Here is a 26,188-nt window from a genome sequence, read left to right on the forward strand (position 1 = left end):
CAGCTTCTTGCTATTAAACTGATTTCATCATCTAAAGGAGGTCAGTTATGGATTTAAAAAGTCTTCTAAACCAAGCACTCAAATCAGACTTACTCAAGCAAGGGGCTGATGCGTTAGGTAAACAAACTAACAACATCAAATCCTCATCAAACTCAAGTAGCCTGAAAACGCTAGGAGCAGGCGCCGTTGGCGGAGGCCTTATCGGCATGCTGATGGGCTCGAAGAAAAGTAAAAAAATGACCAAGAAAATAGGCTCGGGCGCATTAAAAGTCGGTGGCGCTGCTGCGCTTGGAGCATTAGCCTACAAAGTTTATAACGACTGGCAAGCCAAACAGTCCGGTCAAGGTGTTCATGAGACCTTTGACCCCGATGACAGCAAACACAGTGTACTAATTTTAAAAGCAATGATTGGAGCCGCAAAAGCCGATGGCCATGTCGATGAAGAGGAAATGGCCCACATCGAGCAAGCCCTCGCGGATATAGGCGCAGATGAGCACGTACGTCAGCTCGTTCAGCAAGAACTAAACAAACCGCTCGATCCTGCTGAAATTGCTAATCAGGCGACCTCTCCTCAACAAGCGTCAGAAATTTATCTCGCATCTTTGATTGTTGCTGATGAGCAAAACTTCATGGAAAAAGCGTATTTGCAAGAACTGGCAAAACAGCTTCAGCTTTCACCAGAAGTCACTCAGCAGTTAGAAGTACAAATGCAGTGATTAAATCTCGCTCAAGCAACTCCTCAACTTGAGCCAAAACAACTCTGCACTTTGAGTTTCAAATCTGCTGTGTGTATATTGAGATAAGTTATCATTTAGTGGAAAGAAAACATGCAAGTATACGGCTGTTGTGAACTGGTTCGTGAGCTTTATGCTCAAATTGGTAGTGGCGATCAAGCTTACATTCCTCAGGCAATTTCATGTGCTGTTAAAGCGCTGAACGATGTTGCGGCGGATGAGTCTCTGCCTAAAGAAGTGCGTGAAAAAGCGGCATTTGCTGCGGCAAACCTACTGATTTCAGATTTTGAGGATAAGTAATGAATCTAGCGAACTTTGAATCCATGGATCCTGTCATGCTCATGAGTATTGTAAATATGAAGCTACGCGACGACTTCGGTGGTGACTTAGATAAACTGGTAGCTTTCTTCGATATCGATCGCACAGCACTAGAAGCAAAACTGGCTTCTGCTGGTTTTGACTTTCTTCCAGAAGCAGGACAATTCCGTTAACCCGCAGCAATCACCGCGGGTAACTGAAACGGGGAATAACCAACATGAAAAAGGGCTTGATGATCACTCATCAAGCCCTTCTCTTTTGTCCAATAGACGTTTCGATTAGCCGAATGAAGCCCATATGACCGTAGCCACAAGAATTGGACATACAAACTTCACATACGCTGGCCATAACTTACCAAACCAACCTTGCGTAAACTCCGGGCAACCTTGCTCAAGCTCTTTGATTTTTGAGTTGCGATTCCATACCCAACCACCAAATAAGCAGAATAAGAGCGCAGCGGTTGGTTGTAGATACTGAGTAGCAACCGTCGCGACCATACCAAACAGAGCGCCAAAGTTATAAACAATCACCACACTGAGCAAGGCGATGAGACCACCTAAAACCCAGCTCGTTGCGCTACGCTTGGTGCTGAAACGCTCACTCACTAACGCCACTGGACACTCTAACATTGAAATTGAAGACGTTAGCGCCGCAATCGTCAGCAATAAAAAGAACACAATAGAGAACAATTGACCAAGCAAACCTAAGCTATCAAACATCAACGGCAATACGGTAAATACCAACGTATCAGAGCTTAATAGAGAGCCATCTTCAGCATAGATTTGAACGCCTTTTTGCATCGCAACAAACATCGCTGGCATCACCACTAACCCTGCGATGAAAGCAACGGCAGTATCTACCATGGTCACGTTCATCGCCATCTTTGGTAGGTTCTCTTTCTTACTCAAGTAAGAGCCATAAATCAGCATTGAACAGCCACCGATCGTAAGCGAGAAGAAGCCCTGCCCCATTGCAGCAAGAATCAACTTGCGGTCCCATACCTTTTCGAAATCCGGTACCAAGTAATGCTTTAGCCCTTCCATCGCACCGTTTTGCGTCATGATGTAAGCAAACAGCAGGGCAAACAGAACAAACAATGCTGGCATCAAGCGTGTTGACCACTTCTCAATACCTTGTTTTACGCCACCTTGTACGATGAGAATCGTTAGCACATAAAAAGTAATGGTTCCGAACAAGTTACGTTCAACGCTAAAGCCCTTTAGCCATTGAGTTGCGGCTTCTAACCCCATTAGGTCTGTGATTGCACCCAGTAAAAAGCAGATCAACCAACCACCGACAATAGAGTAAAACGCTAAAACAGCGCTTGGTACGCTTAAACCTATCCAGCCCACAATACCGCCGAGCTTTTTACCTACCGGATGATTGGTAAGCGAACGCATACTATCTACCGGGTTGGCTTGACCATGACGACCAATCGCCATTTCAACCACCAGCATAGGAAATGCGACGATAAGAATCATCACCAAATAAACCAACAGGAAAGCACCGCCGCCATTACTGGCAGCTTGGGTTGGAAAGCCCCAAATATTGCCAAGGCCAACTGCGGCACCTGCGGCTGCTAAGATGAATCCGAGACGAGAGCCAAAATGCTCACGAGGCTGAGAAGAGGTTTGCTGTGTCATACTACTCACACAAAATATCATTGAACTAGCTAACTAGTACACTATAGCAATATTCACTACTCAACAAGAGCACTCCGGTTAAATACTCGACAGTTGAAACAATTCACAGTCATTCAGCTTGTAAATTTTAACGTACATCTCACATTCATCATTCTAAGACCTGGCGACTTTTGTCTTTTTCACACGCTTAGAATTTATGATTCTCCCATCGTGAAGTGAGCCGAAAAATAATGAGCTTTGGTGTAAGGAACGAATAGTTCCTCGTGATACTGTGTCGAAAAGCAGAATATTGTGCTTCGCTTTTTCCCCCTTATGTCTATTTATCAGCTAGTTATTACTCTGTTCTCATTTATATCCATGACTCAAGGAGAGGAAAATGAAGGTCACTCTACTTCACGGAGCGATGGTTGCAGCACTCAGCGTCAGCTACCAAGCTCAAGCCTATAACTGCCAAAGCTTACCCGACTGGGACAGCACTGCGACTTATACATCGGGCACTTTAGTAAAAACGCAAGGAGCCACTTACGAGGCCGCGTATTGGACGCAAGGCAATGACCCTGTTACCAATTCAGGGGCTTGGGAGGCATGGAAAGCGTTAGGGCAATGTGATGGTGGAAGCAACAACCTAGAGCCAACAGTGTCATTCTCCTCTCCAACAAACAACGCACAAATTCCCGAAGGCAGTGCGATCACCTTGCTAGCCAACGCAGCCGACGAAGATGGCCAAATCGCACAAGTTGAGTTTGTTGCAGGCAACCAAACGGTTGCTGTGGTAACTCAAGCACCATTCGAAGCATCTTGGACCGCTATTGAAGGTGTCTCGCAATTGACCGCAATTGCGACCGATAATGAGGGAGCCGTTACCACCACGACGATTTCTATCCAAGTTCAACCACAAGTCGAATTACCGCCACCAAGCATTTCATTGACAAGCCCAGTAGGCACAGAAGTGCTTAATGTCGGCGATAACCTAACCGTAGCCGCTCAAGCTGATGATATTGATGGTGTGGTCACACAAGTTGAGTTCTTCGTGAACAATCAATCCGTTGCGATTGATACCAGCGTACCTTACGAATATCAATGGACCGCGAATGCTGGTACACATTCGTTTAAAGCACAAGCGACTGATGACACATACCTCGCAACCATGAGCCAAGAAGTAACGCTTGTTGTTAGTAATTCAGAAACAGGGACGGGCGGATGTTCAGATGCAGTGCCTTACGCGGCGGGAACGAGTTATCAAGTTGGCGACCTGGTTTCTCACTTCAACCAAAAATATCGTTGTGATGTTGCTGGTTGGTGTTCCTCGGATGCGACATGGGCTTACGAGCCAGGTGAAGGGTTATACTGGCAAGATGCTTGGAGTGGCCTAGGTGCTTGTTCGACGCCACCGCAAGTTACCATTACGGCACCAACGGATGGACAAGTCGTGCTCGCTGGCAGCAATAACGAAATCACGGCTAACGCAAGCGATGCTGATGGCACAGTCACGCAAGTTGAGTTTTTTGCGAACAACACCAGCTTAGGGGTCACCACTCAAGCACCATATTCCGTTACTTGGAACGCCACACTTATTGGCGCTAACCAGCTTAAAGCCGTCGCAACCGATAATGATAACAACACGTCAGAGTCCTTGGTTGGTGTGGAAGTCAGCGATAAAGATTTGGTCGTCTCACTGACTTCACCAAGTAGCGGTCAAACCGTCGGCTTAGGCAAAAACCTCGCATTAAGTGCCGATGCAACATCTTTAACCTCAGGCATTAAACACGTTGATTTCATGATCAACGGCTCTATTGTTGCAACCGATACCACGGCACCTTACACAGCCAACTGGACACCAACTGCACTTGGTAACTTTACAGTTAGCGCCCAAGCTGTGGATTTGTCAGGAAGCAATGCATTGTCTGACGCAGCAGCAATAACGGTGGTTGAGCAAGCAGAGAAACGTCATAAACTCATCGGTTACTGGCACAATTTTGTAAATGGGGCTGGCTGTCCGATTCGTCTAGCGGATATGGCTGATGCGTGGGATGTGATTGATATTGCCTTTGCCGAAAATGACCGCAACAGTGATGGTACCGTGCACTTTAATCTATATTCAGGCGATATTTACAGCGATTGTCCAGCGCTCGACCCAGCACAGTTCAAACAAGACATGGCAGCGCTTCAAGCTAAAGGTAAAAAGTTTGTTCTCTCTCTTGGTGGCGCAGAAGGCACGATTACGCTGAATACCGATCAAGACGAAGCCAACTTTGTCTCTAGCCTAACAGGTCTTATCGCTGAGTGGGGCTTTGATGGTCTTGATGTGGATTTAGAGAGTGGATCTAACTTGGTTCATGGCTCGCAAATTCAAGCTCGCCTTGGTCGTGCTTTGCTTCAAATAGAGCAAAACATGGGTGGCGATATGTACCTAACCATGGCACCTGAGCATCCTTATGTTCAAGGCGGCTATGTGGCTTACAGCGGTATTTGGGGAGCTTACATTCCTGTGATTAATGAGACACGCAGCACGCTCGACCTGCTTCACGTCCAGCTATATAACAACGGTGGTTTGCCAAACCCATATCTGCCAGGCAGTGCACCAGAAGGCTCTGTGGATATGATGGTAGCGCAATCTAAAATGCTTATCGAAGGCTTTGAATTGGCCGACGGCACTCAGTTTGCACCACTACGTGATGATCAAGTCGCAATCGGCTTACCTTCAGGTCCTAGCTCAGCAAACTCAGGGCAGGCTCCGACACAGAATATTATCAGCGCACTAGATTGTTTAACCAAAGGCACTTCATGTGGCACCGTTAAACCAGCGTTCATTTACCCGAATTATGCAGGGGTAATGACGTGGTCTATCAACTGGGATCAGCATGATGGTTTTAACTTCTCAAAACCTGTCGGCGATAAACTCACTCAGATGAACGCGCAGTAAGTTGTTAATGAGCAAACGAATAACATCGTCTTGCTTTCATTACTTGTTCAAGTATGTAAAAACGAAAAGAGAGCACAATAGTGCTCTCTTTCTTTATCGCATCAAGTTTTTTACTTTTAAAGGGTAATTAAATCGTAAATACTCGGTAATCTTTTAGCTCAGGGATTTTCTTCAACAAATCGTCTTCTTGCCCTGCCATGTCATCCAACGAGTCGCACAAGTCTTCTGCTTGTTGCTCTACCTCTTTCGAATGCTCAGCTAAACGCTCTTCTACTTTCGCGCTGAGTTCAGCCATACTCTCCGATAATGCAGTGAGGTTTATTCCCCCCTCTTCCTTCATTTTTTTCGATAAAGCATCCAACGAACTCGCTAAAAACTCTTTATTGAAGATCTCTTGTGCTTTTGCAAAGTCTTCAGTCCACCCTTGTGTCATGGACTCAAAGCTTTCCGCTGGTAGAATGAAATCACCATCTTTGTAGTAACGTGATTCAACATCAGCGAAAAAGTCCTGTACTGCGACTTTGACGTTATCAAACGCGCCAGGTGCGTCTAGGCTTTCCGCGACATCATCGATGATGTCATTTGCAAGCGCTAAACCATCACTCGCCAACTGCTTTGCTTGTGGAATGTACGCGTTCATTTTTTCGCGATAGTCTTCAATTGCCGCTTTTTGGTCGGCATTGAGTTCAATTAGCTCACCTTTGATGAATAGGTTGTTATCCTCATCCACGACAGCTTTATCACCTGTCGTTTGGCGAATCTCCAAGCTTTGTCCATCCATACGAACTTCATTATTAATGTCTACACGACACTGCGCTGCATAACCAGTAGCACTGACCATCAGCAATGAGAGTGTAAAAAGCTTTTTCATGTCATTCTCTTTTATTTAACATTACTCGTGTTAAACATAACACTGAGTGATACATGAGATGTCAGCAAATCGTCACGACTTCATAACAAGTTGTTTTATCTCCTATTTTTACATCAATCTCATCGCCTTCTTCTTTCCCGAATAACGCTCGACCAAGAGGAGATTTTGCTGTTAAGACAAAGACTTCCTGAGCCTGATATTTAACAGTCAGACCACCAGAACAAGGGCCTACAAAGAAGTGTTTTTCAAGCCAATTCTCATCTGCGAGAACGACGTAAGCACCTACACCAACAGGTGCTCCTTTAAAGTCGCGAGTCACTAGAGCGCGATATTGACGCAGCTCGTCTTCACTCTCTTGGATTCGCATAGCTTGTCCATGAGCAAGATACGCGGCTTCAAGTGCTAACGTATCGTACTTATGCTCGGGAACAGTTTCTTCATCTGTCGCGGCATCAATGGCTCGCTGAGCCGATGCATGGGCCACTTGAAGTTTTTCTTCCAGATGTTGGATGATAATTTGGACTAAGTCAGCTTTATTCATACTTTTAGGACGCGCGTTTGGCACTCAGGGTGTGTTAATGTACCTAAGTTTACCATCAAAGAAAGGTTTCCCTATTATGCAAAGTGACTCGCTGCATCAAACACTTCAATCCGTATTTGGTTTTGACTCATTACGTCAAGGTCAACAACCCGTTATTGAAGCGGTTATGAATGGTTACTCTGCTGCGGCCATCTTTCCTACAGGTTCGGGTAAGTCTCTCTGTTACCAATTGCCAGCAACCGTATTGCCCAATCTTACGTTGGTGATCTCGCCGTTGTTGGCGCTAATGAAAGATCAGCTGAACTTTTTGCAAAGTAAAGGGATCCCGGCCGCTTCTATCGATAGCAGTCAAAGCAGAGAAGAGTCACAACGCGTCATGGCAGGGGTAAAAAATGGACAGATCAAAATATTGATGATTTCTGTTGAGCGCCTAAAAAACGAGCGTTTTCGTGAGTTCATTCGCCAAGTACCGATCTCTTTGATGGTGGTTGATGAAGCGCACTGTATTTCCGAATGGGGACATAACTTCCGCCCTGATTATCTCAAGCTACCGCAATATCAACGTGAGCTGAACATTCCACAATCTTTGCTTCTCACTGCAACAGCAACGCCCGCAGTTATTGAAGACATGAAACAAAAGTTCGATATTGCCAGTGAACATATTACCGTTACAGGCTTCTACCGCCCCAATCTGGATATCTCGGTTATCCCATGCGAGGAAGCAACGAAACAAGAAAAGCTAAGTGAAATCATCGCCTCTTCTCCTAAGCTTCCGACTATCGTATACGTGACACAACAGCAGACAGCAGAGCAAGTAGCACAGTCACTAATCCATATTGGCATTAATGCTCACGCGTACCACGCCGGCATGAAAAGCGACATCCGTGAACAAATCCAACAGCAGTTCATGGATAGCCAAATTGACTGTATTGTTGCAACGATTGCATTTGGTATGGGAGTCGATAAATCTGATATCCGCCGCGTCATTCACTTCGACTTACCCAAATCGATCGAGAACTACGCACAAGAGATTGGACGTGCAGGCAGGGACGGGCAACGTTCTGAGTGCATTCTGCTGGGCAATACGTCCGGCTTAACGGTGTTGGAAAACTTTGTCTATGGTGACACACCTGAACTAACCTCGATTAACTATGTAGTCGAGCAAGCGAAAGAACATGCTCCACAATGGGAGGTAGTGCCACTGCGTTTATCGCGTGAAAGTAATATCCGCCAATTGCCACTCAAAACCTTGTTGGTTTATTTGGAGCTACATAAACTCATTGAAGCAAAATACAGTTACTTTGCGGAATATCGCTTTAAGTTTTTGCACGATCAGCAATTTATTGTGAATCAATTTCAAGGCGAGCGACGTCAATTCGTGGAGGCTATTTTCTCCTGCTCGCAAAAAGCCAAAGTGTGGTGCCAAGTTGACCTAGAAGCGTTATGGATGAACTATCAATCGGAACGCAGCCGAGTTGTCGCAGCCCTCGACTATTTTCACCAGAATGGTTGGATAGAGCTAGAGAGCAAACAACTGACCGACGTGTACTCTGTTTTGCCAACCACACAGGGTTCTGATGTTTTAATCCAACAACTGTATGAACTGTTCCAATCCAAAGAAAGCAAAGATATCGAAAGAATTCACACCATGCTGCGCTTGTTCCAGTCAGAGCACTGTTTGAGCTCAAAATTGGCGAACTACTTTGCTGATCACAATGCACCAGAGCAATGTGGTCACTGCTCCGTGTGTCGTGGTCAAGTCGCTTCGTTCCCAACACCACAAAATGAGGATATTGAGCCACCTCAAGTAGCAATGTGGGTGCAGGAATTTATTCAGCTCTCCCCTTCAACTATCAGCAATGATGCTGTCGCCCGCTTCTTGTGTGGCATTAGTACCCCTTTAATTAGCCAGCTAAAAGCTTCAAAACTGTCAGGTTATGGTGCGATGGCCAACACAAGCTTTGAGCAAGTATTAGATCAGGTAGAAGCAGTAAGAGCCTAGAAAAAGCTCAATTGACGCGCTTGGTTCTCGGGCTTGAGCATCACGTTCAAGCCTAAAAGGCGTATTTCCCGTCCGTTTTGGCGCTTAAGAATATCTCTTAACAAGATCTTGAAGTCCTCAAGCTCTAATTGCGGATGGATATGCTCAATTGTTGTCAGTTGAAAGTCGGCAAATTTAACTTTAATACCTTGTTTAATAATCGATTTATCTGGGCTTGCACGCTCTAAGCGTTTCTCGAGTTCAGGATAAAGTTTATCCTCGATCACTTGCCAACATTCATCATAGCTCGAGATATTCTGGCTGAATGTTCGTTCCACACCGACGGATTTTCTCTCTCGCTCAACGACGACCTCTCGATTATCAATTCCATGGCTACGCTGCCATAAAGATGCTCCCTGACGACCAAACTGTCTCAGCAATTCACGATAGTCGCTGTTTTTAATATCCTCACATCGATAAAAGCCCGCTTGATGTAGCTTCTCAAGACTCACCTTCCCAACACCAGGAATGTTTTCCAGCGGAAGTGTATCGATAACTTCCTGGACCTTATCTGGCGGGATAACAAACTGACCGTTGGGTTTATTCATATCAGAGGCGACTTTGGCAAGAAACTTAATCGGTGCAATGCCCGCCGATGCCGTCAGCCCAAGCTCATTCCAAATGTCGCGTCGAATAGACTCTGCGATCAACGTTGCGGAGCCACGACAAGCTGTCGAGTCCGTGACATCGAGGTATGCTTCATCTAATGATAGAGGTTCAATGATAGGCGTATAACGCTCAAAAATAGCACGAATCTGCTGAGAGACTTGTTTGTACACGTGCATTCGACCGGGAACGACTAGTAAATGGGGGCAGAGTTGCAATGCTCGCGCCGTTGACATTGCACTACGAACGCCATATTTGCGCGCCTCATAATTACAGGTGCTAATCACGCCACGCTGTTTTTCATGACCGCCAACGGCGAGTGCAATGCCACGGTAACTAGGATTATCTCTCATCTCAACGGCAGCATAAAAACAATCCATATCGACGTGAATGATTTTTCTGATTCGGTCTGACATAGCTATTAAACACTGTTCAAAAACACAGTATAAATTAAATCTGCCTTGATAGAAATGAGAGTTTGTAAACGTGCTTTAATCTCGTAACATCACATCAAGCTGATCGACCAACTCTGCCCAGTCTGCGTCTTCTTCAATGGCTTGTTTGAGAAATGTGGCCTGCGAACTTGTCCAAAAGCTGGCTTCATGCAGAGGGGCTGAAGCTCTTTTGTGCCGATGTTCGTTAATAAAGTCCTTTATCTCTTGAGGAGAGCTGCCGAGGCCTAGTTGTTGAAACAATTCAGCCATACCGTGTTGATGCATTTCCATATTTCCTCCTAAGTTAACGCGCTTTAGTTTGAGTATATAACCAAATAACAGTTAAGTACGGTGATTAAAGGGAAATGACTTGGCTGTGAAGTCTGCACCGACTTAAGCTTCCGGTCATCCTAGATTAAACGTAGCAAGCAAAGTATAAACTCTCAGAGAAGTAGAGCGAGAAATATAAAAAAACCCAGCTTTGGCTGGGTTATTTTGTATTACTATTTGGATGATCGATACTTAAGCAATTCGATCTTTTTCCCATGCCGCCAATTTCTCAGCTCGCGCCGCTTCACGTGCTTCACGTTTCTTACGCGCGTCACATGGTTCTGGACAGTTACATACTTTCTCAATACCTACTGCACCAAGACCGCCACAGCTACCCTTCACTACTTTCTTCTGGAAGATGTAGCCAACAGCCATCGCTGCGATTACCGCAACAAAAACTGCAAACGTAATTAGAAATGTACTCATAAGAACATGCTCACTTCTGTTGTTATTTCTTCATGAACGGCTTGTATGCTTCCGAAGCCAGCTCTTTAAAACCATTTTCCGTCTTCACAATCATGAAAACAGGAATATTATTTTCGTTCGCAATTGCCATGCCTTTGTCTTCACCTAGCACCATAAGACCAGTTGCAAGACCATCAGCAGTCATCGACGATTTATCTAATACCGTTACAGACACCACTTTATGATGAATAGGTTTGCCTGTTCTTGGATTAATAATATGAGAGTATCTCACACCATTACTCTCAAAGTAATTACGATAGTCACCACTTGTTGCAATTGCCATGTCCCCTGGCTCAATAATTTCTTGAATTGAGCGCTCATCAATAGTCGGCTTTTCAATCGCAATGCGCCAAGGCACGCCTTCACGATTCACGCCTTTGAGGCGCATTTCGCCGCCCACTTCTACCATGAAATTATGAACCCCTTCAGATTGAAGGTAGTCAGCAACCACGTCAACCCCCCAACCTTTAGCAATAGTTGATAAATCGACATACAAGTTAGGAATATCTTTGGACAATTTATTGCCATCAATAGATAGATGATGAATGCCAGTATTGGCTTTGCGTGCCGCTAGCTCTTCATCTGTAGGAACGACATCAGGGCGAGCTTCTGGGCCAAAGCCCCACAGGTTAACTAAAGGACCGACTGTCACATCCAATGCGCCTAAAGTAAGGCCGTTGAGACGAATCGCCTCTTTGACTACAGTTGCTGTTTGTGTCGATACAGTAAATGGCTCACTCGTTTGATGCTGGTTAAAGCGACTTAATTCTGAATCATCACGGTAGGTCGACATTTGGTCATTAACCTCTTCCAATAAGCGATCAATTTCCGTCTGCATCGCTTTTGGCGTTGGAATACCATCTTGCTCGATATATTTGATGTTATAAGAAGTCCCCATGGTAGGGCCACTTAGATGAATTTGATCTGCTGGCTGCTCACAGCCAGCCAAAATCAATAGAGAAGCGAATGCAACAAGCCACGTTTTCACTTGTTAACTCCCAATGTTGTTGAATTGATATGGGGAATGGGACCGATTACTTAAATCCAATTACCTATATCAACTGTTGAATATTATTTTTACTTCTACAAAAAATAATGGCTAGCTCTTAGAGAGCTAGCCATAGATTCAATCACTTGGAGGGATTAACCACCGAAGTCATCTAGTAGGATGTTTTCATCCTCTACACCTAGATCTTTTAGCATGCCGATAACAGCCGCATTCATCATAGGTGGACCACACATGTAGTATTCACAGTCTTCTGGCGCTTCGTGATCACGTAGATAGTTCTCGTAAAGAACGTTGTGAATAAAGCCAGTGTAACCATCCCAGTTATCTTCTGGAAGTGGATCAGACAGTGCACAGTGCCATACGAAGTTATCATTCTCAGCTTGTAGCATATCGAAGTCTTCTACGTAGAACATTTCACGCTTAGAACGTGCGCCGTACCAGAAAGACATCTTACGCTTAGAGTGTAGACGCTTAAGTTGGTCGAAGATATGTGAGCGCATTGGAGCCATACCAGCACCACCACCAACGAATACCATTTCTGCATCTGTATCTTTCGCAAAGAACTCACCAAATGGACCAGAAATAGTACACTTGTCGCCTTCTTTTAGAGACCAGATGTACGAAGACATGATGCCTGGTGGTACGTCTGGGTTGTTCGGCGGCGGAGTCGCGATACGAACGTTAAGCATGATGATACCGTGCTCTTCTGGGTAGTTAGCCATTGAGTATGCACGGATGGTCTCTTCGTTAACTTTAGACTCGTAACGGAAAAGGTTGAACTTCTCCCAGTCTTCACGGTATTCCTCAGGAATATCGTAGTCTGCGTATTTCACGTGGTGAGCAGGTGCTTCAATCTGGATGTAACCACCAGCACGGAAAGGTACTGATTCGCCATCTGGAATTTGTAGCTTAAGCTCTTTGATGAATGTCGCTTTGTTATCGTTAGAGATAACGGTACATTCCCACTTCTTAACGCCGAAGATTTCTTCAGGAAGCTCGATGTCCATGTCAGTTTTCATAGCAACCTGACACGCTAGACGCTCACCTTCACGTGCTTCACCTTTAGTAATATGGTCAAGCTCGGTTGGTAGGATGTCGCCACCACCTGATTTAACTTTTACGCGACACTGACCACATGAGCCACCGCCACCACAAGCAGAAGATACGAATACGCCAGCACCGGCTAGAGCACTCAGTAGCTTACCACCTGGTTGTGTAACGATCGCCAGAGAAGGGTCATCGTTCACAGAAATTGTAATGTCACCTGTTGGTACAAGCTTAGACTTAGCGAAAAGAATCACTAGTACTAGTGCAAGTACGATCAGAGTAAACATCACTACACCAAGAATAATGTCCATTGACTATTCCTTAATTGTTGCGGTTTACCCGACTTACAGTTGAACACCAGAGAAAGACATAAAGCCTAACGCCATAAGACCTACAGTGATAAATGTGATACCAAGACCACGTAGACCTGGAGGTACGTCAGAGTACTTCATCTTCTCACGGATACCTGCAAGAGCAACGATTGCTAGCATCCAGCCCACACCAGAGCCGAAACCGTAAACGATAGATTCAGCAAAGTTGTAGTCACGTTGTACCATGAAAGATACACCACCGAAGATTGCACAGTTTACTGTGATCAGCGGTAGGAAGATGCCTAGCGCGTTGTACAAAGGTGGGAAGAAACGGTCTAGAACCATCTCTAGAATCTGTACAAGTGCTGCAATTACACCGATAAAGGTGATGAAGTTTAGGAAGCTAAGGTCCACGCCCTCAACTAACGCGTTCTCTCTCAGAACTAGGTTGTATACTAGGTTGTTCACAGGAACAGCGATAGTCAGTACTACCACAACTGCAACACCTAGGCCGAAAGAGGTCTTAACCTTCTTAGATACGGCAAGGAAAGTACACATACCTAGGAAGAAAGACAGAGCCATGTTTTCGATGAAAATCGATTTAACTAACAGACTAATGTAATGTTCCATGACGTCCTTACTCCTTCGCTTCTACTTGTTCTGGTTTCAGAATACGGATTACCCAGATAAGGAAGCCGATTAGGAAGAATGCTGATGGTGCTAGTAGCATTAGGCCGTTAGGCTGGTACCAACCACCGTTGCTCACTAGAGGTAGAACTTCTAGGCCAAATAGTTTGCCTGAGCCAAATAGCTCACGGAAGAAACCTACAGTGATAAGAACGAAACCGTAACCTAGACCGTTACCAATACCGTCAATAAGAGATGGTACTGGCGCAGACTTCATTGCGAATGCTTCAGCACGACCCATTACGATACAGTTAGTGATAATCAGACCAACGAATACAGATAGCTGTTTAGAGATATCGTATAGGTAAGCTTTTAGCACCTGGTCTACCACGATTACTAGCGATGCGATAATTGCCATCTGAACGATGATACGCACACTGTTAGGAATGTGGTTACGGATCAATGAAACAGAGAAGTTAGACAACGCAGTTACAAATGTTACCGCTAGCGTCATTACAAAAGCTGTTTCTAGTTTAGTTGTTACTGCAAGAGCAGAACATACACCAAGAACTTGTAGCGCGATTGGGTTGTTATCCAATACTGGCGCTAGAATGCTCTTTTTAACGTTTTGTGCACTAGACATTAGTTAAGTTCTCCGTCACGAACTTTTGCTAGGAAAGGACCAAAGCCCTTGTCACCTAACCAGAAGTCAAATGTGTGTTGAACACCATTACTAGTGAGCGTTGCTCCTGATAGGCCATCAACACCGTGCTCAGAACCTTGCGGTGCGCCGCCTTTCACGACCTTAATCGCTGGCTGATGATCTTCATTGTACAATTTCTTGCCAATGAATTGATCGCGCCATGAAGGGTTCTCTACTTCACCACCAAGTCCAGGAGTTTCACCTTGCTCGTAGTAAGTAATAGCAGACACAGTGTTACCATCAGTTTCAACGGCTACAAAGGCATACATCATCGACCATAGTCCTTTACCGTGCATAGGCAAGATAACTTTTTGGACTTCATCTTGGTCTTTTACTAAGTACACCACTGCTGTATTCGCACGACGACGGATATCAGCGACGTCTTCTTCTGGTGTCAATGCGATTGAACGTTCTGCATCTTTTGATGCTTCACGCTGATCGTACGTAGATGCATTACCCTCAGTAAAGTTACCTGTTTCAAGGTCTACCAGACGAGGTTCGATGTACTCAGCAAATAGCTCTGGTACTTTCTTACCGTTCGCGTCAATGCCTGCAACTTCAACGATCTTTGATTGCTTATCTAGGACAGCGTTAGCTTTTTGCTTATCACGCAGACCTACTGCTGCTGTTGATACGATGATTGAACAAACAAGGCTCAACCCGATAACAACACCCAGCGTCTTTTTAATGCTGTCGTTATTACTTGCCATAGCGTGCTAGTCTCCGCTTGATGTTCTTCTCAATCACTACATGGTCGAACAGAGGTGCGAATAGGTTCGCGAATAGAATCGCCAGCATCATACCTTCTGGGTACGCCGGGTTAACTACACGGATCATCACACACATTGCACCAATCAGGATGCCGTACCACCATTTACCTTTGTTAGTAAATGACGCTGATACTGGGTCCGTTGCCATGAAGAACATACCGAATGCAAAACCACCTAGAACTAGGTGCCAGTGCCATGGCATGTTGAACATTGGGTTAGTGTCAGAACCGATCACGTTAAACAGAGTCGATACTGCAATCATACCGATCATTACGCCCGCAATGATGCGCCATGAAGCGATTCGCATGTAAACGATCATCGCTGCACCGATCATTAGAGCTAGAGTCGATACTTCACCAATAGAGCCAGGGATGTTACCGATGAAAGCGTCCATCCAAGTGATAGGAGAACCAGTTACTGTGTTAACTAGAGCACCGTTACCACCTTGAGCCCATTGGCTAAGAGCAGTTGCACCAGAGAAGCCGTCAGCTGCAGTCCATACTACGTCACCCGAGATTTGCGCTGGGTAAGCGAAGAATAGGAATGCACGACCTGCAAGTGCAGGGTTAAGGAAGTTACGACCTGTACCACCGAAGATCTCCTTCGCAACAACAACACCAAATGTGATACCTAGTGCCGCTTGCCATAGAGGTAGCGTTGGTGGAACGATAAGTGCGAACAAGATAGAAGTAACAAAGAAGCCTTCGTTTACTTCGTGCTTACGCACCATACAGAAAAGCACTTCCCAGAAACCACCAACAAGGAATACTGTTGCGTAGATAGGTAGGAAGTAGGTCGCACCTAGTAGCATCTTACTGCCAACCCCTGCATCAGCGGCAATCGTTCCGCCCAGCATTTCAGTTAGCCAGTAGTGCCAGTTACCAGAGATAACTGTCGCTAGTTGATCACCAGCGTACATGTGGTTAAGCGCTGCAATAGCTTGGCCACCTGCGTTGTACATACCCCAGAACATTGCTGGGAATACCGCAAACCAAACCATGATCATGATACGTTTTAGGTCAACGCTATCACGAACGTGCGAGCTTTTATTTGTTACGATACCTGGAGTGTAAAAAACTGTTGCTACAGCTTCGTACAGGGCAAACCATTTTTCGTGTTTACCACCAGGCTCAAAATGATGCTCGATGTCTTCAAGAAACTTTTTAAGAGCCATGAAAATTACCCTTCCTTCTCGATAGTATCTAGGCATTCACGAAGTAACGTACCGTACTCGTACTTACCTGGACATACAAAGGTACACAATGCTAGATCTTCTTCATCCAGTTCAAGCGCACCCAGTGCTTGAGCACTGTCTGTATCACCTGCACATAGATCACGAAGCAGCAGAGTAGGCTCCATATCTAGAGGCATTACGCGTTCGTAGTTGCCAATTGGAACCATTGAACGATCACTACCATTGGTCGTCGTTGTCATATTGAACAACTGACCTTTGAATACGTGACCAAGGAAAGAGCGAGTTACCGAGAACTTATTCTTACCAGGCATTGCCCAGCCAAATAGTTCTTTTTCACGGCCTTCACGTAATACAGAAACCTGTTGATGGTAACGGCCAAGGTATGCGTGTGGACCAGTTGCATGTGTACCTGTCAGTACAGAACCAGAAATCACACGAACTTCGCCAGGCATCAGCTCGTTATCTGTTAGGTCATCCAAGCTTGCACCGATTACGGTACGAACTAGACGAGGGTTATTCACAACTGGACCAGCTAGAGACACAACACGATCTGTGTATAGCTCACCAGTTAGGAACAGCTTACCGAACGCGATAACGTCTTGGTAGTTGATGCTCCATGCCACATTTTCTGCATTCACTGGGTATAGGAAATGCATGTGGGTGCCAGCAAGACCTGCTGGGTGAGGGCCATCGAAGACGTGTTCTTCTACGTTAGACTGTGAAGAGCGTGGCAAACTAGTGCCAGATTTACATACGTAAACCTTGCCTTCTGTCAGGGCTGAAAGAATGTCTAGACCAGCAATGAATGCTTCTTGTTGCTCATTAATGATCAACTCAGGCTTAGCTGCTAATGGATTAGTATCCATTGCAGTTACGAAAATAGCCTTAGTAGAAGACTCGATTGCAGGAACCTTGCTAAACGGACGAGTACGTAAAGCGGTCCATAGGCCAGAGTCAACCAACTGAGTCTTGATCACTTCACGATCTAGACCTGAAAGTTGAGCGGCTTCGAACTTATCAAATGTCACCTGCTCTTCACCTGCCACTTCAATCACTACAGATTGAAGGACACGTTTAGCGCCACGGTTAACTTCGATCACTTTACCGGCTGCTGGTGCAGTAAATTTCACGCCAGGGTTCTTTTTATCTTCAAAAAGAACTTGCGCTTTTTTCACTTCATCACCAACGCGGACATGCATGGTAGGACGCATGCCAACGTACTCTTCGCCAAGCAAGGCGACTTTTTTGATGGTCTTACCATCATTAATCACCTGGGATGGAGTTCCTGCGATAGGAAGATCCAAGCCCTTCTTTATTGTAATCATACGCACTTGCACTACTTTTATCGGGAAAAAGATTCTTTTGATTGCGTAACTTTTAGACACGACATCAGTGTCCGGTTTTGATGTTGTTTTAAACATCAAAATCGCAACATCCTATTAAAAATCTCGTCACAAGGAATACGCGAGATTTATCAGGTGCCGTAGTCTAGCATTTTTTAGGAACTTGATGCCATGACCAATCATTAGAATAGAGGGGTTATTTCGGTAGAATCAGGTCTAAAAGGTCAAAGAATAGTCATAACTTTGACCGATCGCACAAATGCCATATTCCATACATATCTTATGGAAAAGTCATATTCATCGCCTGAAATATCCTGCAATTTCCATTCATTTGTTGAAACACTGTTAACACATTTTTTAACCAGAATTTGTGCCACATCAATGCCCCTAAAGAATGTAAAACGAAAAAAGATGGCCTTGGCCACCTTTTCTCTGCACCTTTATATTTTGCGTCTTTAGTGACCGCCACCCATACACATAGGGCTATCAGGAGCGCCATCTTGTTCACGCTTCCACTCTTCATCAGTGTATGTATGAATAGCTAGTGCATGAATGTGGTTATCTAGCTCATCTGCCAAAATTTGATGAACTTGGCGATGGCGTCCAATCAAACGCTGTCCCGCGAACGAATCACTCACAACAATCACTTTGAAGTGACTCTCCGAGCCTGGTGGCACATTATGCATGTAGCTCTCATTAATCACTTTGAGATAGCTTGGTTGCAGCTCACTGTGTAGTTTCTTCTCTATGATTTCTTGGATCATATTCGTTCCTCATTGATGCGAATTCCATAAGTATATACCTAAGTAAAGCAGACGTGTATCACTCAAACATCACTCTCATTATTGATGCATTTTACGTTCAACTGATTTCAAAGCGCTTGACGCTATGAACATGCCTAGAGAGCGACCACCACTGAACACGTAAAATTTGACAGCTTTTTGTATCTCGACACGTCATCATTTGCGACAATAACACTTAATTTCTAAATCAACTTACATTTAGCTATGAAAACCGAACTGAATCTTCACGAGCGAAGCTTAACACTTCATCGTTTCCCAAAACGCAGCAATGAAACTCTACAAGCGTGGGATGCCGGTGATGAGTATCTTATTAATCATGTTGAAGAACTTGCTTTGCCAAACAATCAAAACATCCTCGTGATTAATGACAGCTTTGGTGCCCTCTCCTGCTGGTTTTCAGAAAAGCACCATGTAACGCTAATGAGTGATTCATTCATTTCTCATAAAGGTGTGCAGCAGAACCTTGAGCAAAACCAGTGCAATAAGGTAGCGTTTGCAACCACGATGGATCCCGTATCTTCCAATACTGATCTCGTATTGCTGCAACTGCCAAAAAGTAACCGTCACCTCGTTTGGATACTCAGTCAGTTAAGAAAAGCACTGCCTGCATCCTGCCCCGTCATTGCAGTTAATAAAGCGAAAGACATTCATACTTCAACGCTAAAACTGTTTGAAAAATATTTGGGTGAGACAAAAACATCTCTGGCCTGGAAAAAGCACCGATTAGTATTTGCTCAAGCAACGGTTGAACCAACAATTGAAGTAAGTCCTTTCACGACTTGGCGCGTTGATGGCGAAGATATCGAACTCAAGAACATGCCAAATGTCTATTCAGGAGAAAGCTTAGATTTAGGTGCGCGTTTTATGCTGCAGCACCTACCTCAAGACCCATTGGTAGATAATGTTATCGATCTCGGTTGCGGTAATGGTGTTCTGTCTGTGAAGTTTGGTCAGCTGAATCCGAATGCTCGATTAACATGTGTTGATGAAAGCTTTATGGCGCTTGAGTCCGCGAAGCAGAACCTGCTAGATAACCTTGGTGAAGATAGAGACATACAGTGTGTTGCAAACAATTGTTTGGACGGTTTTAAACACAACAGCTGCGCTATGATTATGTGTAACCCACCCTTTCACCAACAGCAGGCCATCACCGATCATATTGCTTGGCAAATGTTCTGTGATGCAAAGCAAGTATTAAGTGAAGGTGGTAAGTTACTGGTGATTGGAAATCGTCATCTTGGTTACGACGCAAAACTAAAACGGCTGTTTGGCGATAAGAATGTGAAACTTATCGCTTCCAACAATAAGTTTGTGATTTTACAGGCCACAAAAAATCCTGCTAAATTAAGCGCAAAATAGTTAAAAGGAATAATAAAATGAGAAAATTGGTACTTGCGGCTTCGGTTGCGTTGCTTGCTGCGTGTTCAGCTCCTCAACAGCCTCAGCTGAATTTGATGCCAGAAAGCACACTGAGCACCAATCCAATTGTTCAAGGCAAGACTTACAGCTTGACCAGCAAAGATGTACGTGCAGCGCAGTACGTGGCGTTGGTGGATAACGGCCGTTCGAACATTCTTCCTCTTCATGCTAAACAGAATTTACGTATTGCGTTAGAAGAAGCATTAGAGAAGCAGTTTTCATCTCAGGGCTTCCATGCCGATCTAAACAGCAACAATGCAATTGAATTAAACGTTCAAGAAGCATTAGTTAACGTAAAACATTCGGTGATGGAAAATGAGATGGATGCGAAAGTCGTGCTTGAAATCACCGCAGAAACACCAGAAGGCAAGCTGGTCAAAACTTACACAGGCACTGCGAAGCGTTCTGGCACATTGAGTGCCTCTGATGCCGACATTGAGCAAACACTGAATGATGTAGTGACATTAACACTTAAAGAAATTGCCAATGATCCTGAGCTTCGTCAGTACATGCAGGAGCGTTTCTAATGTTACGCAAGGCAATTCTTTCTCTCGCGCTACTCAGCTGCAGCGTTTGGGCTGGACCAAAAGTGGCGTTTGAAACAACGTTAGGTTCATTTACTGTCGAACTGAATGAAGAGAAAGCGCCGATTACGGTAGCGAACTTCCTGAAATATGTAGAAGATGGTAGCTATGAAGGCACTATTTTTCACCGCGTTATTCCAGGCTTTATGGCGCAAGGTGGTGGCTTTAACCAAGATATGCAAATGGTGAAGACTTACGCTCCAATCAAAAACGAGGGTAATAACGGTTTAAATAACGACCGTGCGACGATTGCAATGGCGCGCACCAACGCGCCTGACTCTGCTACTCGTCAGTTTTTTATCAATTTAGTCGACAATGATTTTCTAAACTACGGCGCTCGTCCACCGGGTTATGCTGTATTTGGCGAGGTCACGGAAGGATTCGACATTATCCAAAAAATGGCAAAACAGCCAACTACGACGACTCGTGGTATGCGTGATGTTCCCGAGACTCAAATCGTCATCACTAAAGCAACACTACTTAAATAGCCAAAACGATAAGCCCTTTGAATAATCGAAGGGCTTTCTCTTTCAACGGCTTCATTTTATTGGATTGATTTATGTCTTCATTACCTTCCATCACTTGGTTGGAAACGGTAAAAAGTTACCTCGATAAACGACTCATGTGGGTTTTCATGTTGGGCTGCTCTAGCGGCTTTCCGTGGGTACTTATCGGTTCAAATATGTCTGGCTGGCTAAAAGACGCTGGTTTGACCCTATCCGCAATAGGCTACTTTGGTAGTGTCTTTGCGGTTTATGCAATTAACTTTCTCTGGGCGCCACTCGTAGACCGGGTGAAGCTACCAGTGCTCTATCGACTACTTGGACAAAGGCGTAGCTGGATTTTCTTCTGTCAAAGCATCGTACTCGTCGCGACGGTATTTATTGCGGGCGTGAATCCAGCAGAGAACTTGGTGTTCGCGTCTCTACTCGCCTTGTGTATTGCAACCGCATCAGCCACACAAGACATCGCGATAGATGCTTTTCGTATTGATACTTTCCCAAAATCAGAAGAATCTAAGCTGCCACAAGCTTCTGCAATGGCGGTCATTGGCTGGTGGACAGGTTATTCACTACCGGGTTATTTAGCGTTTGTTAATGCTGATAGCGTCGGTTGGAATGGCGTGTATTACGGGATGGCGGTGATAGTCGGCATTCTAATGGTCTTTACGATTTTAGTCGGTGAACCGAAGACTCAACGCGAACAACTTCAGTCTGCCGCTGAACAACGCCACAAAGAAGTGGTTGGTTCAAAAGTCGTGGCTTGGTTTACTGTGACTGTTGTAGAACCTTTCCTTGACTTCTTTAATCGCAATGGCGTCCGTGTCGCGATTACTCTTTTGCTGTTCGTTTTCCTATTCAAAATTGGCGAAGCGTTTTTGGGCAGGATGTCGATCGCGTTCTATAAAGATATTGGTTTTAGTAACGAACAAATTGGTTATTACTCCAAACTGATCGGATGGGGAGCCACTATCTTCTTTACCTTTGTCGGAAGTATGTTCAACGTCAGGTTTGGTATTGTACGTGGATTAATGATCGGCGGTATTGCTATGTCTGCCAGCAACTTGATGTTTGCTTGGATTGCATCGGTAGGCCCAAATGAGCACCTATACTTAGCAACCATAATTGTCGATAACTTTACGACTGCTTTCTCAACTGTCGCTTTTGTTTCATTTTTGACGATTCTAACCGGACAAGCATTCTCGGCAACTCAGTATGCGTTGCTTGCCTCTTTGGGCAACTTCGGACGAACGACTCTTGCTTCTTTCAGTGGAGAACTGGTGGACTACCTCAATGACTGGAGCACGTTCTTTGTGCTTACCGCTGTTATGGTCGTGCCAAGCTTGATTATGTTGTACTCGCTACGACATTACTTTGATGCTCTATTGGAAAAAGCACGTCACAAGCACTAAGAAGCGCATCAAAAAACCACCGAATTCGGTGGTTTTTGTTTTGCCGAGATATGAGATAAGAGGTCTATGGGTATAGCCCTTTGCCAAACATATTAAATATACGTGCCACACCTTGAGTAAAGATCATCGGCTCGGTCAATACGGTTAAACACAAGCAATCTTCTCCGGCCTTAGTGTAAGGGCTGTGCTTCACTGACGCGTCTCTAATCATCAAATCGCCCTCTTCATATTGGCCATCCTCATCACTAAACCCACCATGTAGGATCAATGTAGATTCTAAGCCTTTGTGCGTATGTTGAGGGATTTGCACATCTTCTCCGATGTACATTAAGCTAACACGAGCATCTTCCCCTAGATCAATCTGAGCACTGAAAACCTTGCCTCCGTAACTTCTCCATGACCCTACAAGGTCAGAGAAACGCGCTAAGGTTTTGGGAAGTTCAAAGCTCTTTCCTGCAACATTCACTGCGGCAGGATCTCGGATAACGATGTTATCTGTCGCTGGCTCCGCATTGATAATATCATTGAACATATCGTCGAATTCAGGGACATATTCAGAGGGGATGTCGCTCACGATATTCGCTTGGCTGGCTTCGACTTGGTTCACATAAGCTCGGCACTTGGTGCATGTTTCTAAATGGGTTGCGACCACAAGACCAGAAACTGCATCAATGCTTCCCGAAGCGTATGCTTCTAACAAGCTGTTATCTGGGTGTTTGTTCATAGTTGCTCCGTATGCATTGAATGCCTTAGCTTTTCTACTGCAAGCCTCAGCCTGGATTTTACGGTACCGAGGGGTATATCAAATAATTCAGCGACCTGCTGATGAGGTAGCTCCTCAAGATACACCGCTTGTAAAACGTCTCTCTGATTTTTCGGTAAAATATCTAAAAATTTAACCACCTGCTCTTTCAACATGTCTTGCTCTGGTGAATAGTGATCAACAAGATCTGGTGGATAATATTCTGACGGCCAAATGTCATCAGAATGAATGTGTAACTCCTTACCTTTCTGCTTTCTCAACAGATCAAAGCATAGGTTTCGGATTATGGTGTATATCCAAGTCGATAACGCGCTCTTTTCCCCATCATAGAGGTGCGCTTTCTGCCAAACTGTCGCCATGGTCTCTTGCACCATCTCCATAGCAACTTGCTCATTACCAACATGTTTGTAAGCGAATTGCTTCAGCTTGGGTGCGTAAAAACGGAATACAAAAGCGAACGCGTCTTTATCTCGAGCCTTCACTTTGTCCATGTAATCGTTCCAATCACTGCGCCCCAGTTTTTTTGGGCTATCACTCATCATAATCGGCCTTAATTTTAGGGAGGAGTCATCTCCTCCCATTCGTCCTAATCGGTAACGTCATCAACCAACAAGTTGAAGCCACCGTTGTTCCCATCATCAATGGCAACCACCTGATACACAACACCATTCATCACATTGACTGGTGCTGAATCAACAGCAACCGTACTTGGATCGCCTGCCACTGTCACGGTTACATAATAGGTACCTTCAGCGACATATAATCCCTGAACGCTATCTTTGTACGCAAAATTAGCAATAGTTGGATCACTTCCATCTATTCCAGCGCTTGTAGTGAGATAAATATCCACCATTTCCGCTACGGGATTCGCCGCCGCATGTGTCACATTCAGCGTCGCGCTAGTTGCCACTGCACGTCTCATGTCTTCAACAACCAGAGGTTCGATATCAATCGCTGGGCTAACAACACCGACTGCGTAAACACTGTAATCCATTCCGCCCGCAACCATTAATCCGTCAACATCGATAATAGGATTGGTTGTTGTGCCATCCACGTAAACGTCAATATCGTAAGCGCCAGCATCGAGATCCAAATAACCACGAATCTCTTTGAACGCTAAGTCGGCAAGAGGACCGAAGGCCGCCCCGTTAACGTTGACATCGACGATTGGCGCTCCATCAACAAGATGTCCAACTCTTACTTCAGCTTGGCTGCCCATATCCTCGATTATAGAAGATCCTGAACCATCCAATACCAACAACTTAACTGGTGACGTGCTATTTGAATCTCCGGTACTGATAGCGGCAATCGTCAAGTTTGAATTAGCAGCAAGAGATACTGTGCCCGAGTCAAAAGCAACGCTATCCCCAACAGCAAGTCGAACTTGGTACTCACCAGCGGGGATGTTCAATACGTCTGTAGATGCTTTGTATTCAAGATTCATAAGCGGTGTCGCGCTAGCAAGATCAGCCCCGGGCTCGGTGACGTAGAGATCAACGGCAGGAACGCCAGACGCTGCATGAACAACTTGAACATCTAAACTATTGGCATCAGCCATTGAATCGGCGCTGCGAGTCACAACTAAAGGTTCTACTGGGTTTGGTGAACCATTGGCATCACCAACAACGAACACGTTGTACTTGAGGTCTGAATCAAGGTCTAGTTCTGTTTTAGGTATTACGGTCGCGGTTTCATCGCCTGGAAGTTGAACATCAACTTGAATGGAGTTCATGCCCTCACGTAACTTCATGTAACCAGAACCCATACCATAATCAACACCTGTCAATGATGATTTATCGTTTATCCACACATTTGCAAGCGGCGCATCAGAAGACGCATGTACTGCTTGCAAATTGGAATACTCGATGGTGTCGCTGTCGGAGCCACACGCCGCCAGTCCTAATGCCGCCACCATAGTTAGCGCAGCTCTGCTAAATCCTTTCATATCCTTGCCTCTTTGTTAGTCGGGGCTTCTATGGCTTCTGTCAGAAATTGCAACGCAGGAATGCAGTTCTCTGCGCCAACGAGCTGTTCGAACAGATTGCAGTCTAAAGGAAGTAATTCAAGCCAGCGCTGGGTCACCCAAGCTGAGTCATCGTAAAAACGATGCTGGTAGAGATTTCCAAGTTGAGGGAACTCTTCATAAACATGGGATAACTGCTTGCTTAAATAGAAGAAATCTGGTGAGTTGTCTGGATGTTGCCAATTTTCTAACCATTCGACCTCTGCATGGCGTAAGCCGTCCGCATCTGCACGAACTCGTTTGACAACAAAGCGTTTCTCACCAGCGACTGTAATACCAAGAAGACCATCACTGAGTGTTTCAAAATCAACGATCCTGACCAAAGTTCCGATAGATGAAACATTTCCCACGTCTTTAGGGTCACCTTCATTACCTACTAGGCAAACTCCAAAACCCACATTTTGTAGGCTGCATTCCTTTACCATTCGCTTATATCGTGGCTCAAAAATGCGCAGATTCATTTTACCTTCAGGGAGTACAACTGAAGTGAGTGGGAATAACATGACTTCTTTCATTCAAACGTCCTCTTTGATTCACCGATACATACGAATCCCTTATCACTCCGATCACTAACGATTTATGTTGGTTAATCGACTGGCTTAAAAAGTCATAAAATCGCTTACGCAAACGATCCAAATCACATATTTATTGCAATCAAATGCAACAAACAAAAAGTTCCGTAAATAAAGATAATTTCGTGACGCAACTCACCAAAAACGTTCAATTTTGCACCCTTTATCACTTTCATTTGGGATTTTTATCGCTATTATTCC

The 26,188-nt window shown here is 44.9% G+C and carries 27 protein-coding genes; 9 read left to right on the plus strand and 18 right to left on the minus strand.

From position 1 onward, the window contains the following. The first annotated feature begins 47 nt into the window (after positions 1–47). The 3 genes from ACHFJ9_RS19100 (at position 48) to ACHFJ9_RS19110 (ending at position 1,225) form a co-directional block, all read left to right on the plus strand. Complete coding sequence (locus tag ACHFJ9_RS19100; protein ID WP_395355951.1) at positions 48–716, plus strand: tellurite resistance TerB family protein; 669 nt, start codon at positions 48–50, stop codon at positions 714–716. 111 nt (positions 717–827) lie between these two features. Beyond that, entirely contained in the window at positions 828–1,034 is a 207-nt protein-coding gene (locus ACHFJ9_RS19105; RefSeq protein ID WP_005391765.1) for a YaeP family protein, read from the plus strand. Next, on the plus strand, positions 1,034–1,225 hold the full coding sequence (locus ACHFJ9_RS19110) for a DUF4250 domain-containing protein (protein ID WP_012841490.1): 192 nt from the start codon (positions 1,034–1,036) through the stop codon (positions 1,223–1,225). The genes ACHFJ9_RS19105 and ACHFJ9_RS19110 overlap by 1 nt, the downstream gene beginning before the upstream one ends. A 105-nt stretch (positions 1,226–1,330) precedes the next feature. Here the strand turns inward: ACHFJ9_RS19110 and ACHFJ9_RS19115 are convergent, their stop codons facing one another. Beyond that, complete coding sequence (locus ACHFJ9_RS19115; RefSeq protein WP_395357468.1) at positions 1,331–2,695, minus strand: sodium-dependent transporter; 1,365 nt, start codon at positions 2,693–2,695, stop codon at positions 1,331–1,333. Between the two features lie 376 nt (positions 2,696–3,071). Here ACHFJ9_RS19115 and ACHFJ9_RS19120 point away from each other — a divergent pair, with 376 nt between their 5' ends. Beyond that, on the plus strand, positions 3,072–5,618 hold the full coding sequence (locus ACHFJ9_RS19120; RefSeq protein ID WP_395355954.1) for an Ig-like domain-containing protein: 2,547 nt from the start codon (positions 3,072–3,074) through the stop codon (positions 5,616–5,618). A gap of 127 nt (positions 5,619–5,745) precedes the next feature. Here ACHFJ9_RS19120 and ACHFJ9_RS19125 read toward each other — a convergent pair whose 3' ends face one another. Then, the gene (locus ACHFJ9_RS19125) at positions 5,746–6,489 is read right to left on the minus strand and encodes a YggN family protein (protein WP_005385316.1); all 744 of its coding nucleotides are present in this window, start codon (positions 6,487–6,489) and stop codon (positions 5,746–5,748) included. Positions 6,490–6,550: 61 nt separating this feature from the next. Next, a complete protein-coding gene (locus ACHFJ9_RS19130; RefSeq protein ID WP_395355956.1) occupies positions 6,551–7,030 on the minus strand; it encodes a GreA/GreB family elongation factor in 480 nt (159 codons plus the stop codon). Between the two features lie 76 nt (positions 7,031–7,106). Here ACHFJ9_RS19130 and ACHFJ9_RS19135 point away from each other — a divergent pair, with 76 nt between their 5' ends. Continuing rightward, complete coding sequence (locus ACHFJ9_RS19135; protein ID WP_395357470.1) at positions 7,107–9,032, plus strand: ATP-dependent DNA helicase RecQ; 1,926 nt, start codon at positions 7,107–7,109, stop codon at positions 9,030–9,032. Here the strand turns inward: ACHFJ9_RS19135 and dinB are convergent. The 11 genes from dinB to bolA all read right to left on the minus strand — a co-directional run bounded on the left by dinB (position 9,029) and on the right by bolA (position 18,675). Further along, positions 9,029–10,093, minus strand: a complete 1,065-nt coding sequence (gene dinB, locus ACHFJ9_RS19140; RefSeq protein WP_053809828.1) for a DNA polymerase IV — start codon at positions 10,091–10,093, stop codon at positions 9,029–9,031. The genes ACHFJ9_RS19135 and dinB overlap by 4 nt on opposite strands. A gap of 75 nt (positions 10,094–10,168) precedes the next feature. Then, positions 10,169–10,402, minus strand: a complete 234-nt coding sequence (locus tag ACHFJ9_RS19145) for a DUF2789 domain-containing protein (protein WP_012841486.1) — start codon at positions 10,400–10,402, stop codon at positions 10,169–10,171. Positions 10,403–10,633: 231 nt separating this feature from the next. After that, the gene (nqrM, locus tag ACHFJ9_RS19150) at positions 10,634–10,867 is read right to left on the minus strand and encodes a (Na+)-NQR maturation NqrM (RefSeq protein ID WP_005436655.1); all 234 of its coding nucleotides are present in this window, start codon (positions 10,865–10,867) and stop codon (positions 10,634–10,636) included. 22 nt (positions 10,868–10,889) lie between these two features. Further along, positions 10,890–11,894, minus strand: coding sequence for an FAD:protein FMN transferase (locus tag ACHFJ9_RS19155; RefSeq protein WP_065645499.1), 1,005 nt, complete (start codon positions 11,892–11,894; stop codon positions 10,890–10,892). Between the two features lie 155 nt (positions 11,895–12,049). Continuing rightward, complete coding sequence (gene nqrF / locus ACHFJ9_RS19160; protein WP_005380271.1) at positions 12,050–13,273, minus strand: NADH:ubiquinone reductase (Na(+)-transporting) subunit F; 1,224 nt, start codon at positions 13,271–13,273, stop codon at positions 12,050–12,052. Positions 13,274–13,306: 33 nt separating this feature from the next. After that, positions 13,307–13,903: an NADH:ubiquinone reductase (Na(+)-transporting) subunit E gene (gene nqrE, locus ACHFJ9_RS19165; protein WP_005380270.1), complete on the minus strand. Its 597-nt coding sequence runs from the start codon at positions 13,901–13,903 to the stop codon at positions 13,307–13,309. A 7-nt stretch (positions 13,904–13,910) separates the two neighbouring features. Next, positions 13,911–14,543, minus strand: coding sequence for an NADH:ubiquinone reductase (Na(+)-transporting) subunit D (locus ACHFJ9_RS19170; RefSeq protein WP_005380269.1), 633 nt, complete (start codon positions 14,541–14,543; stop codon positions 13,911–13,913). Then, positions 14,543–15,313: a Na(+)-translocating NADH-quinone reductase subunit C gene (locus ACHFJ9_RS19175; RefSeq protein WP_006742550.1), complete on the minus strand. Its 771-nt coding sequence runs from the start codon at positions 15,311–15,313 to the stop codon at positions 14,543–14,545. Before ACHFJ9_RS19175 ends, ACHFJ9_RS19170 begins: the two co-directional genes overlap by 1 nt. Continuing rightward, a complete protein-coding gene (locus ACHFJ9_RS19180) occupies positions 15,303–16,547 on the minus strand; it encodes an NADH:ubiquinone reductase (Na(+)-transporting) subunit B (protein ID WP_006742551.1) in 1,245 nt (414 codons plus the stop codon). Before ACHFJ9_RS19180 ends, ACHFJ9_RS19175 begins: the two co-directional genes overlap by 11 nt. A 5-nt stretch (positions 16,548–16,552) precedes the next feature. Further along, a complete protein-coding gene (locus ACHFJ9_RS19185) occupies positions 16,553–17,893 on the minus strand; it encodes a Na(+)-translocating NADH-quinone reductase subunit A (RefSeq protein ID WP_041853022.1) in 1,341 nt (446 codons plus the stop codon). A 473-nt stretch (positions 17,894–18,366) separates the two neighbouring features. Then, entirely contained in the window at positions 18,367–18,675 is a 309-nt protein-coding gene (bolA, locus tag ACHFJ9_RS19190) for a transcriptional regulator BolA (RefSeq protein ID WP_005380262.1), read from the minus strand. 243 nt (positions 18,676–18,918) lie between these two features. On the opposite strand from bolA, the gene ACHFJ9_RS19195 reads away from it, so the two are divergent. From ACHFJ9_RS19195 to ACHFJ9_RS19210, 4 genes are all read left to right on the plus strand, one after another. Continuing rightward, the gene (locus tag ACHFJ9_RS19195; protein ID WP_301948654.1) at positions 18,919–20,073 is read left to right on the plus strand and encodes a methyltransferase; all 1,155 of its coding nucleotides are present in this window, start codon (positions 18,919–18,921) and stop codon (positions 20,071–20,073) included. A 17-nt stretch (positions 20,074–20,090) separates the two neighbouring features. Next, a complete protein-coding gene (locus ACHFJ9_RS19200) occupies positions 20,091–20,660 on the plus strand; it encodes a YajG family lipoprotein (protein ID WP_012841484.1) in 570 nt (189 codons plus the stop codon). Then, on the plus strand, positions 20,660–21,205 hold the full coding sequence (locus tag ACHFJ9_RS19205) for a peptidylprolyl isomerase (RefSeq protein ID WP_012841483.1): 546 nt from the start codon (positions 20,660–20,662) through the stop codon (positions 21,203–21,205). Before ACHFJ9_RS19200 ends, ACHFJ9_RS19205 begins: the two co-directional genes overlap by 1 nt. A gap of 71 nt (positions 21,206–21,276) precedes the next feature. After that, positions 21,277–22,629, plus strand: coding sequence for an AmpG family muropeptide MFS transporter (locus tag ACHFJ9_RS19210; protein ID WP_006742554.1), 1,353 nt, complete (start codon positions 21,277–21,279; stop codon positions 22,627–22,629). 64 nt (positions 22,630–22,693) lie between these two features. Here ACHFJ9_RS19210 and ACHFJ9_RS19215 read toward each other — a convergent pair whose 3' ends face one another. Genes ACHFJ9_RS19215 through ACHFJ9_RS19230 form a run of 4 tightly spaced genes read right to left on the minus strand, consistent with a single transcriptional unit; the run spans position 22,694 to position 25,930 of the window. Further along, the gene (locus ACHFJ9_RS19215; protein WP_048625904.1) at positions 22,694–23,353 is read right to left on the minus strand and encodes a ChrR family anti-sigma-E factor; all 660 of its coding nucleotides are present in this window, start codon (positions 23,351–23,353) and stop codon (positions 22,694–22,696) included. Beyond that, entirely contained in the window at positions 23,350–23,934 is a 585-nt protein-coding gene (locus ACHFJ9_RS19220) for an RNA polymerase sigma factor (RefSeq protein WP_005380255.1), read from the minus strand. The genes ACHFJ9_RS19215 and ACHFJ9_RS19220 overlap by 4 nt, the downstream gene beginning before the upstream one ends. Positions 23,935–23,978: 44 nt before the next feature. Further along, complete coding sequence (locus ACHFJ9_RS19225; RefSeq protein WP_395355966.1) at positions 23,979–25,337, minus strand: DUF4397 domain-containing protein; 1,359 nt, start codon at positions 25,335–25,337, stop codon at positions 23,979–23,981. Continuing rightward, entirely contained in the window at positions 25,334–25,930 is a 597-nt protein-coding gene (locus ACHFJ9_RS19230) for an LON peptidase substrate-binding domain-containing protein (RefSeq protein WP_053809813.1), read from the minus strand. The genes ACHFJ9_RS19225 and ACHFJ9_RS19230 overlap by 4 nt, the downstream gene beginning before the upstream one ends. Between the last annotated feature and the right edge of the window lie 258 nt (positions 25,931–26,188).

The organism is Vibrio sp. D3, from assembly GCF_043995865.1.
Lineage (GTDB): Bacteria > Pseudomonadota > Gammaproteobacteria > Enterobacterales > Vibrionaceae > Vibrio > Vibrio diabolicus.

Bases quoted from the DNA above. Each gene is read 5' to 3' on its own strand.
- ACHFJ9_RS19100 (WP_395355951.1), top strand. From the start codon at position 48: ATGGATTTAAAAAGTCTTCTAAACCAAGCACTCAAATCAGACTTACTC.
- ACHFJ9_RS19105 (WP_005391765.1), top strand. From the start codon at position 828: ATGCAAGTATACGGCTGTTGTGAACTGGTTCGTGAGCTTTATGCTCAA.
- ACHFJ9_RS19110 (WP_012841490.1), top strand. From the start codon at position 1,034: ATGAATCTAGCGAACTTTGAATCCATGGATCCTGTCATGCTCATGAGT.
- ACHFJ9_RS19115 (WP_395357468.1), bottom strand. From the start codon at position 2,695: ATGACACAGCAAACCTCTTCTCAGCCTCGTGAGCATTTTGGCTCTCGT.
- ACHFJ9_RS19120 (WP_395355954.1), top strand. From the start codon at position 3,072: ATGAAGGTCACTCTACTTCACGGAGCGATGGTTGCAGCACTCAGCGTC.
- ACHFJ9_RS19125 (WP_005385316.1), bottom strand. From the start codon at position 6,489: ATGAAAAAGCTTTTTACACTCTCATTGCTGATGGTCAGTGCTACTGGT.
- ACHFJ9_RS19130 (WP_395355956.1), bottom strand. From the start codon at position 7,030: ATGAATAAAGCTGACTTAGTCCAAATTATCATCCAACATCTGGAAGAA.
- ACHFJ9_RS19135 (WP_395357470.1), top strand. From the start codon at position 7,107: ATGCAAAGTGACTCGCTGCATCAAACACTTCAATCCGTATTTGGTTTT.
- dinB (WP_053809828.1), bottom strand. From the start codon at position 10,093: ATGTCAGACCGAATCAGAAAAATCATTCACGTCGATATGGATTGTTTT.
- ACHFJ9_RS19145 (WP_012841486.1), bottom strand. From the start codon at position 10,402: ATGGAAATGCATCAACACGGTATGGCTGAATTGTTTCAACAACTAGGC.
- nqrM (WP_005436655.1), bottom strand. From the start codon at position 10,867: ATGAGTACATTTCTAATTACGTTTGCAGTTTTTGTTGCGGTAATCGCA.
- nqrF (WP_005380271.1), bottom strand. From the start codon at position 13,273: ATGGACATTATTCTTGGTGTAGTGATGTTTACTCTGATCGTACTTGCA.
- nqrE (WP_005380270.1), bottom strand. From the start codon at position 13,903: ATGGAACATTACATTAGTCTGTTAGTTAAATCGATTTTCATCGAAAAC.
- ACHFJ9_RS19170 (WP_005380269.1), bottom strand. From the start codon at position 14,543: ATGTCTAGTGCACAAAACGTTAAAAAGAGCATTCTAGCGCCAGTATTG.
- ACHFJ9_RS19175 (WP_006742550.1), bottom strand. From the start codon at position 15,313: ATGGCAAGTAATAACGACAGCATTAAAAAGACGCTGGGTGTTGTTATC.
- ACHFJ9_RS19180 (WP_006742551.1), bottom strand. From the start codon at position 16,547: ATGGCTCTTAAAAAGTTTCTTGAAGACATCGAGCATCATTTTGAGCCT.
- ACHFJ9_RS19185 (WP_041853022.1), bottom strand. From the start codon at position 17,893: ATGATTACAATAAAGAAGGGCTTGGATCTTCCTATCGCAGGAACTCCA.
- bolA (WP_005380262.1), bottom strand. From the start codon at position 18,675: ATGATCCAAGAAATCATAGAGAAGAAACTACACAGTGAGCTGCAACCA.
- ACHFJ9_RS19195 (WP_301948654.1), top strand. From the start codon at position 18,919: ATGAAAACCGAACTGAATCTTCACGAGCGAAGCTTAACACTTCATCGT.
- ACHFJ9_RS19200 (WP_012841484.1), top strand. From the start codon at position 20,091: ATGAGAAAATTGGTACTTGCGGCTTCGGTTGCGTTGCTTGCTGCGTGT.
- ACHFJ9_RS19205 (WP_012841483.1), top strand. From the start codon at position 20,660: ATGTTACGCAAGGCAATTCTTTCTCTCGCGCTACTCAGCTGCAGCGTT.
- ACHFJ9_RS19210 (WP_006742554.1), top strand. From the start codon at position 21,277: ATGTCTTCATTACCTTCCATCACTTGGTTGGAAACGGTAAAAAGTTAC.
- ACHFJ9_RS19215 (WP_048625904.1), bottom strand. From the start codon at position 23,353: ATGAACAAACACCCAGATAACAGCTTGTTAGAAGCATACGCTTCGGGA.
- ACHFJ9_RS19220 (WP_005380255.1), bottom strand. From the start codon at position 23,934: ATGATGAGTGATAGCCCAAAAAAACTGGGGCGCAGTGATTGGAACGAT.
- ACHFJ9_RS19225 (WP_395355966.1), bottom strand. From the start codon at position 25,337: ATGAAAGGATTTAGCAGAGCTGCGCTAACTATGGTGGCGGCATTAGGA.
- ACHFJ9_RS19230 (WP_053809813.1), bottom strand. From the start codon at position 25,930: ATGAAAGAAGTCATGTTATTCCCACTCACTTCAGTTGTACTCCCTGAA.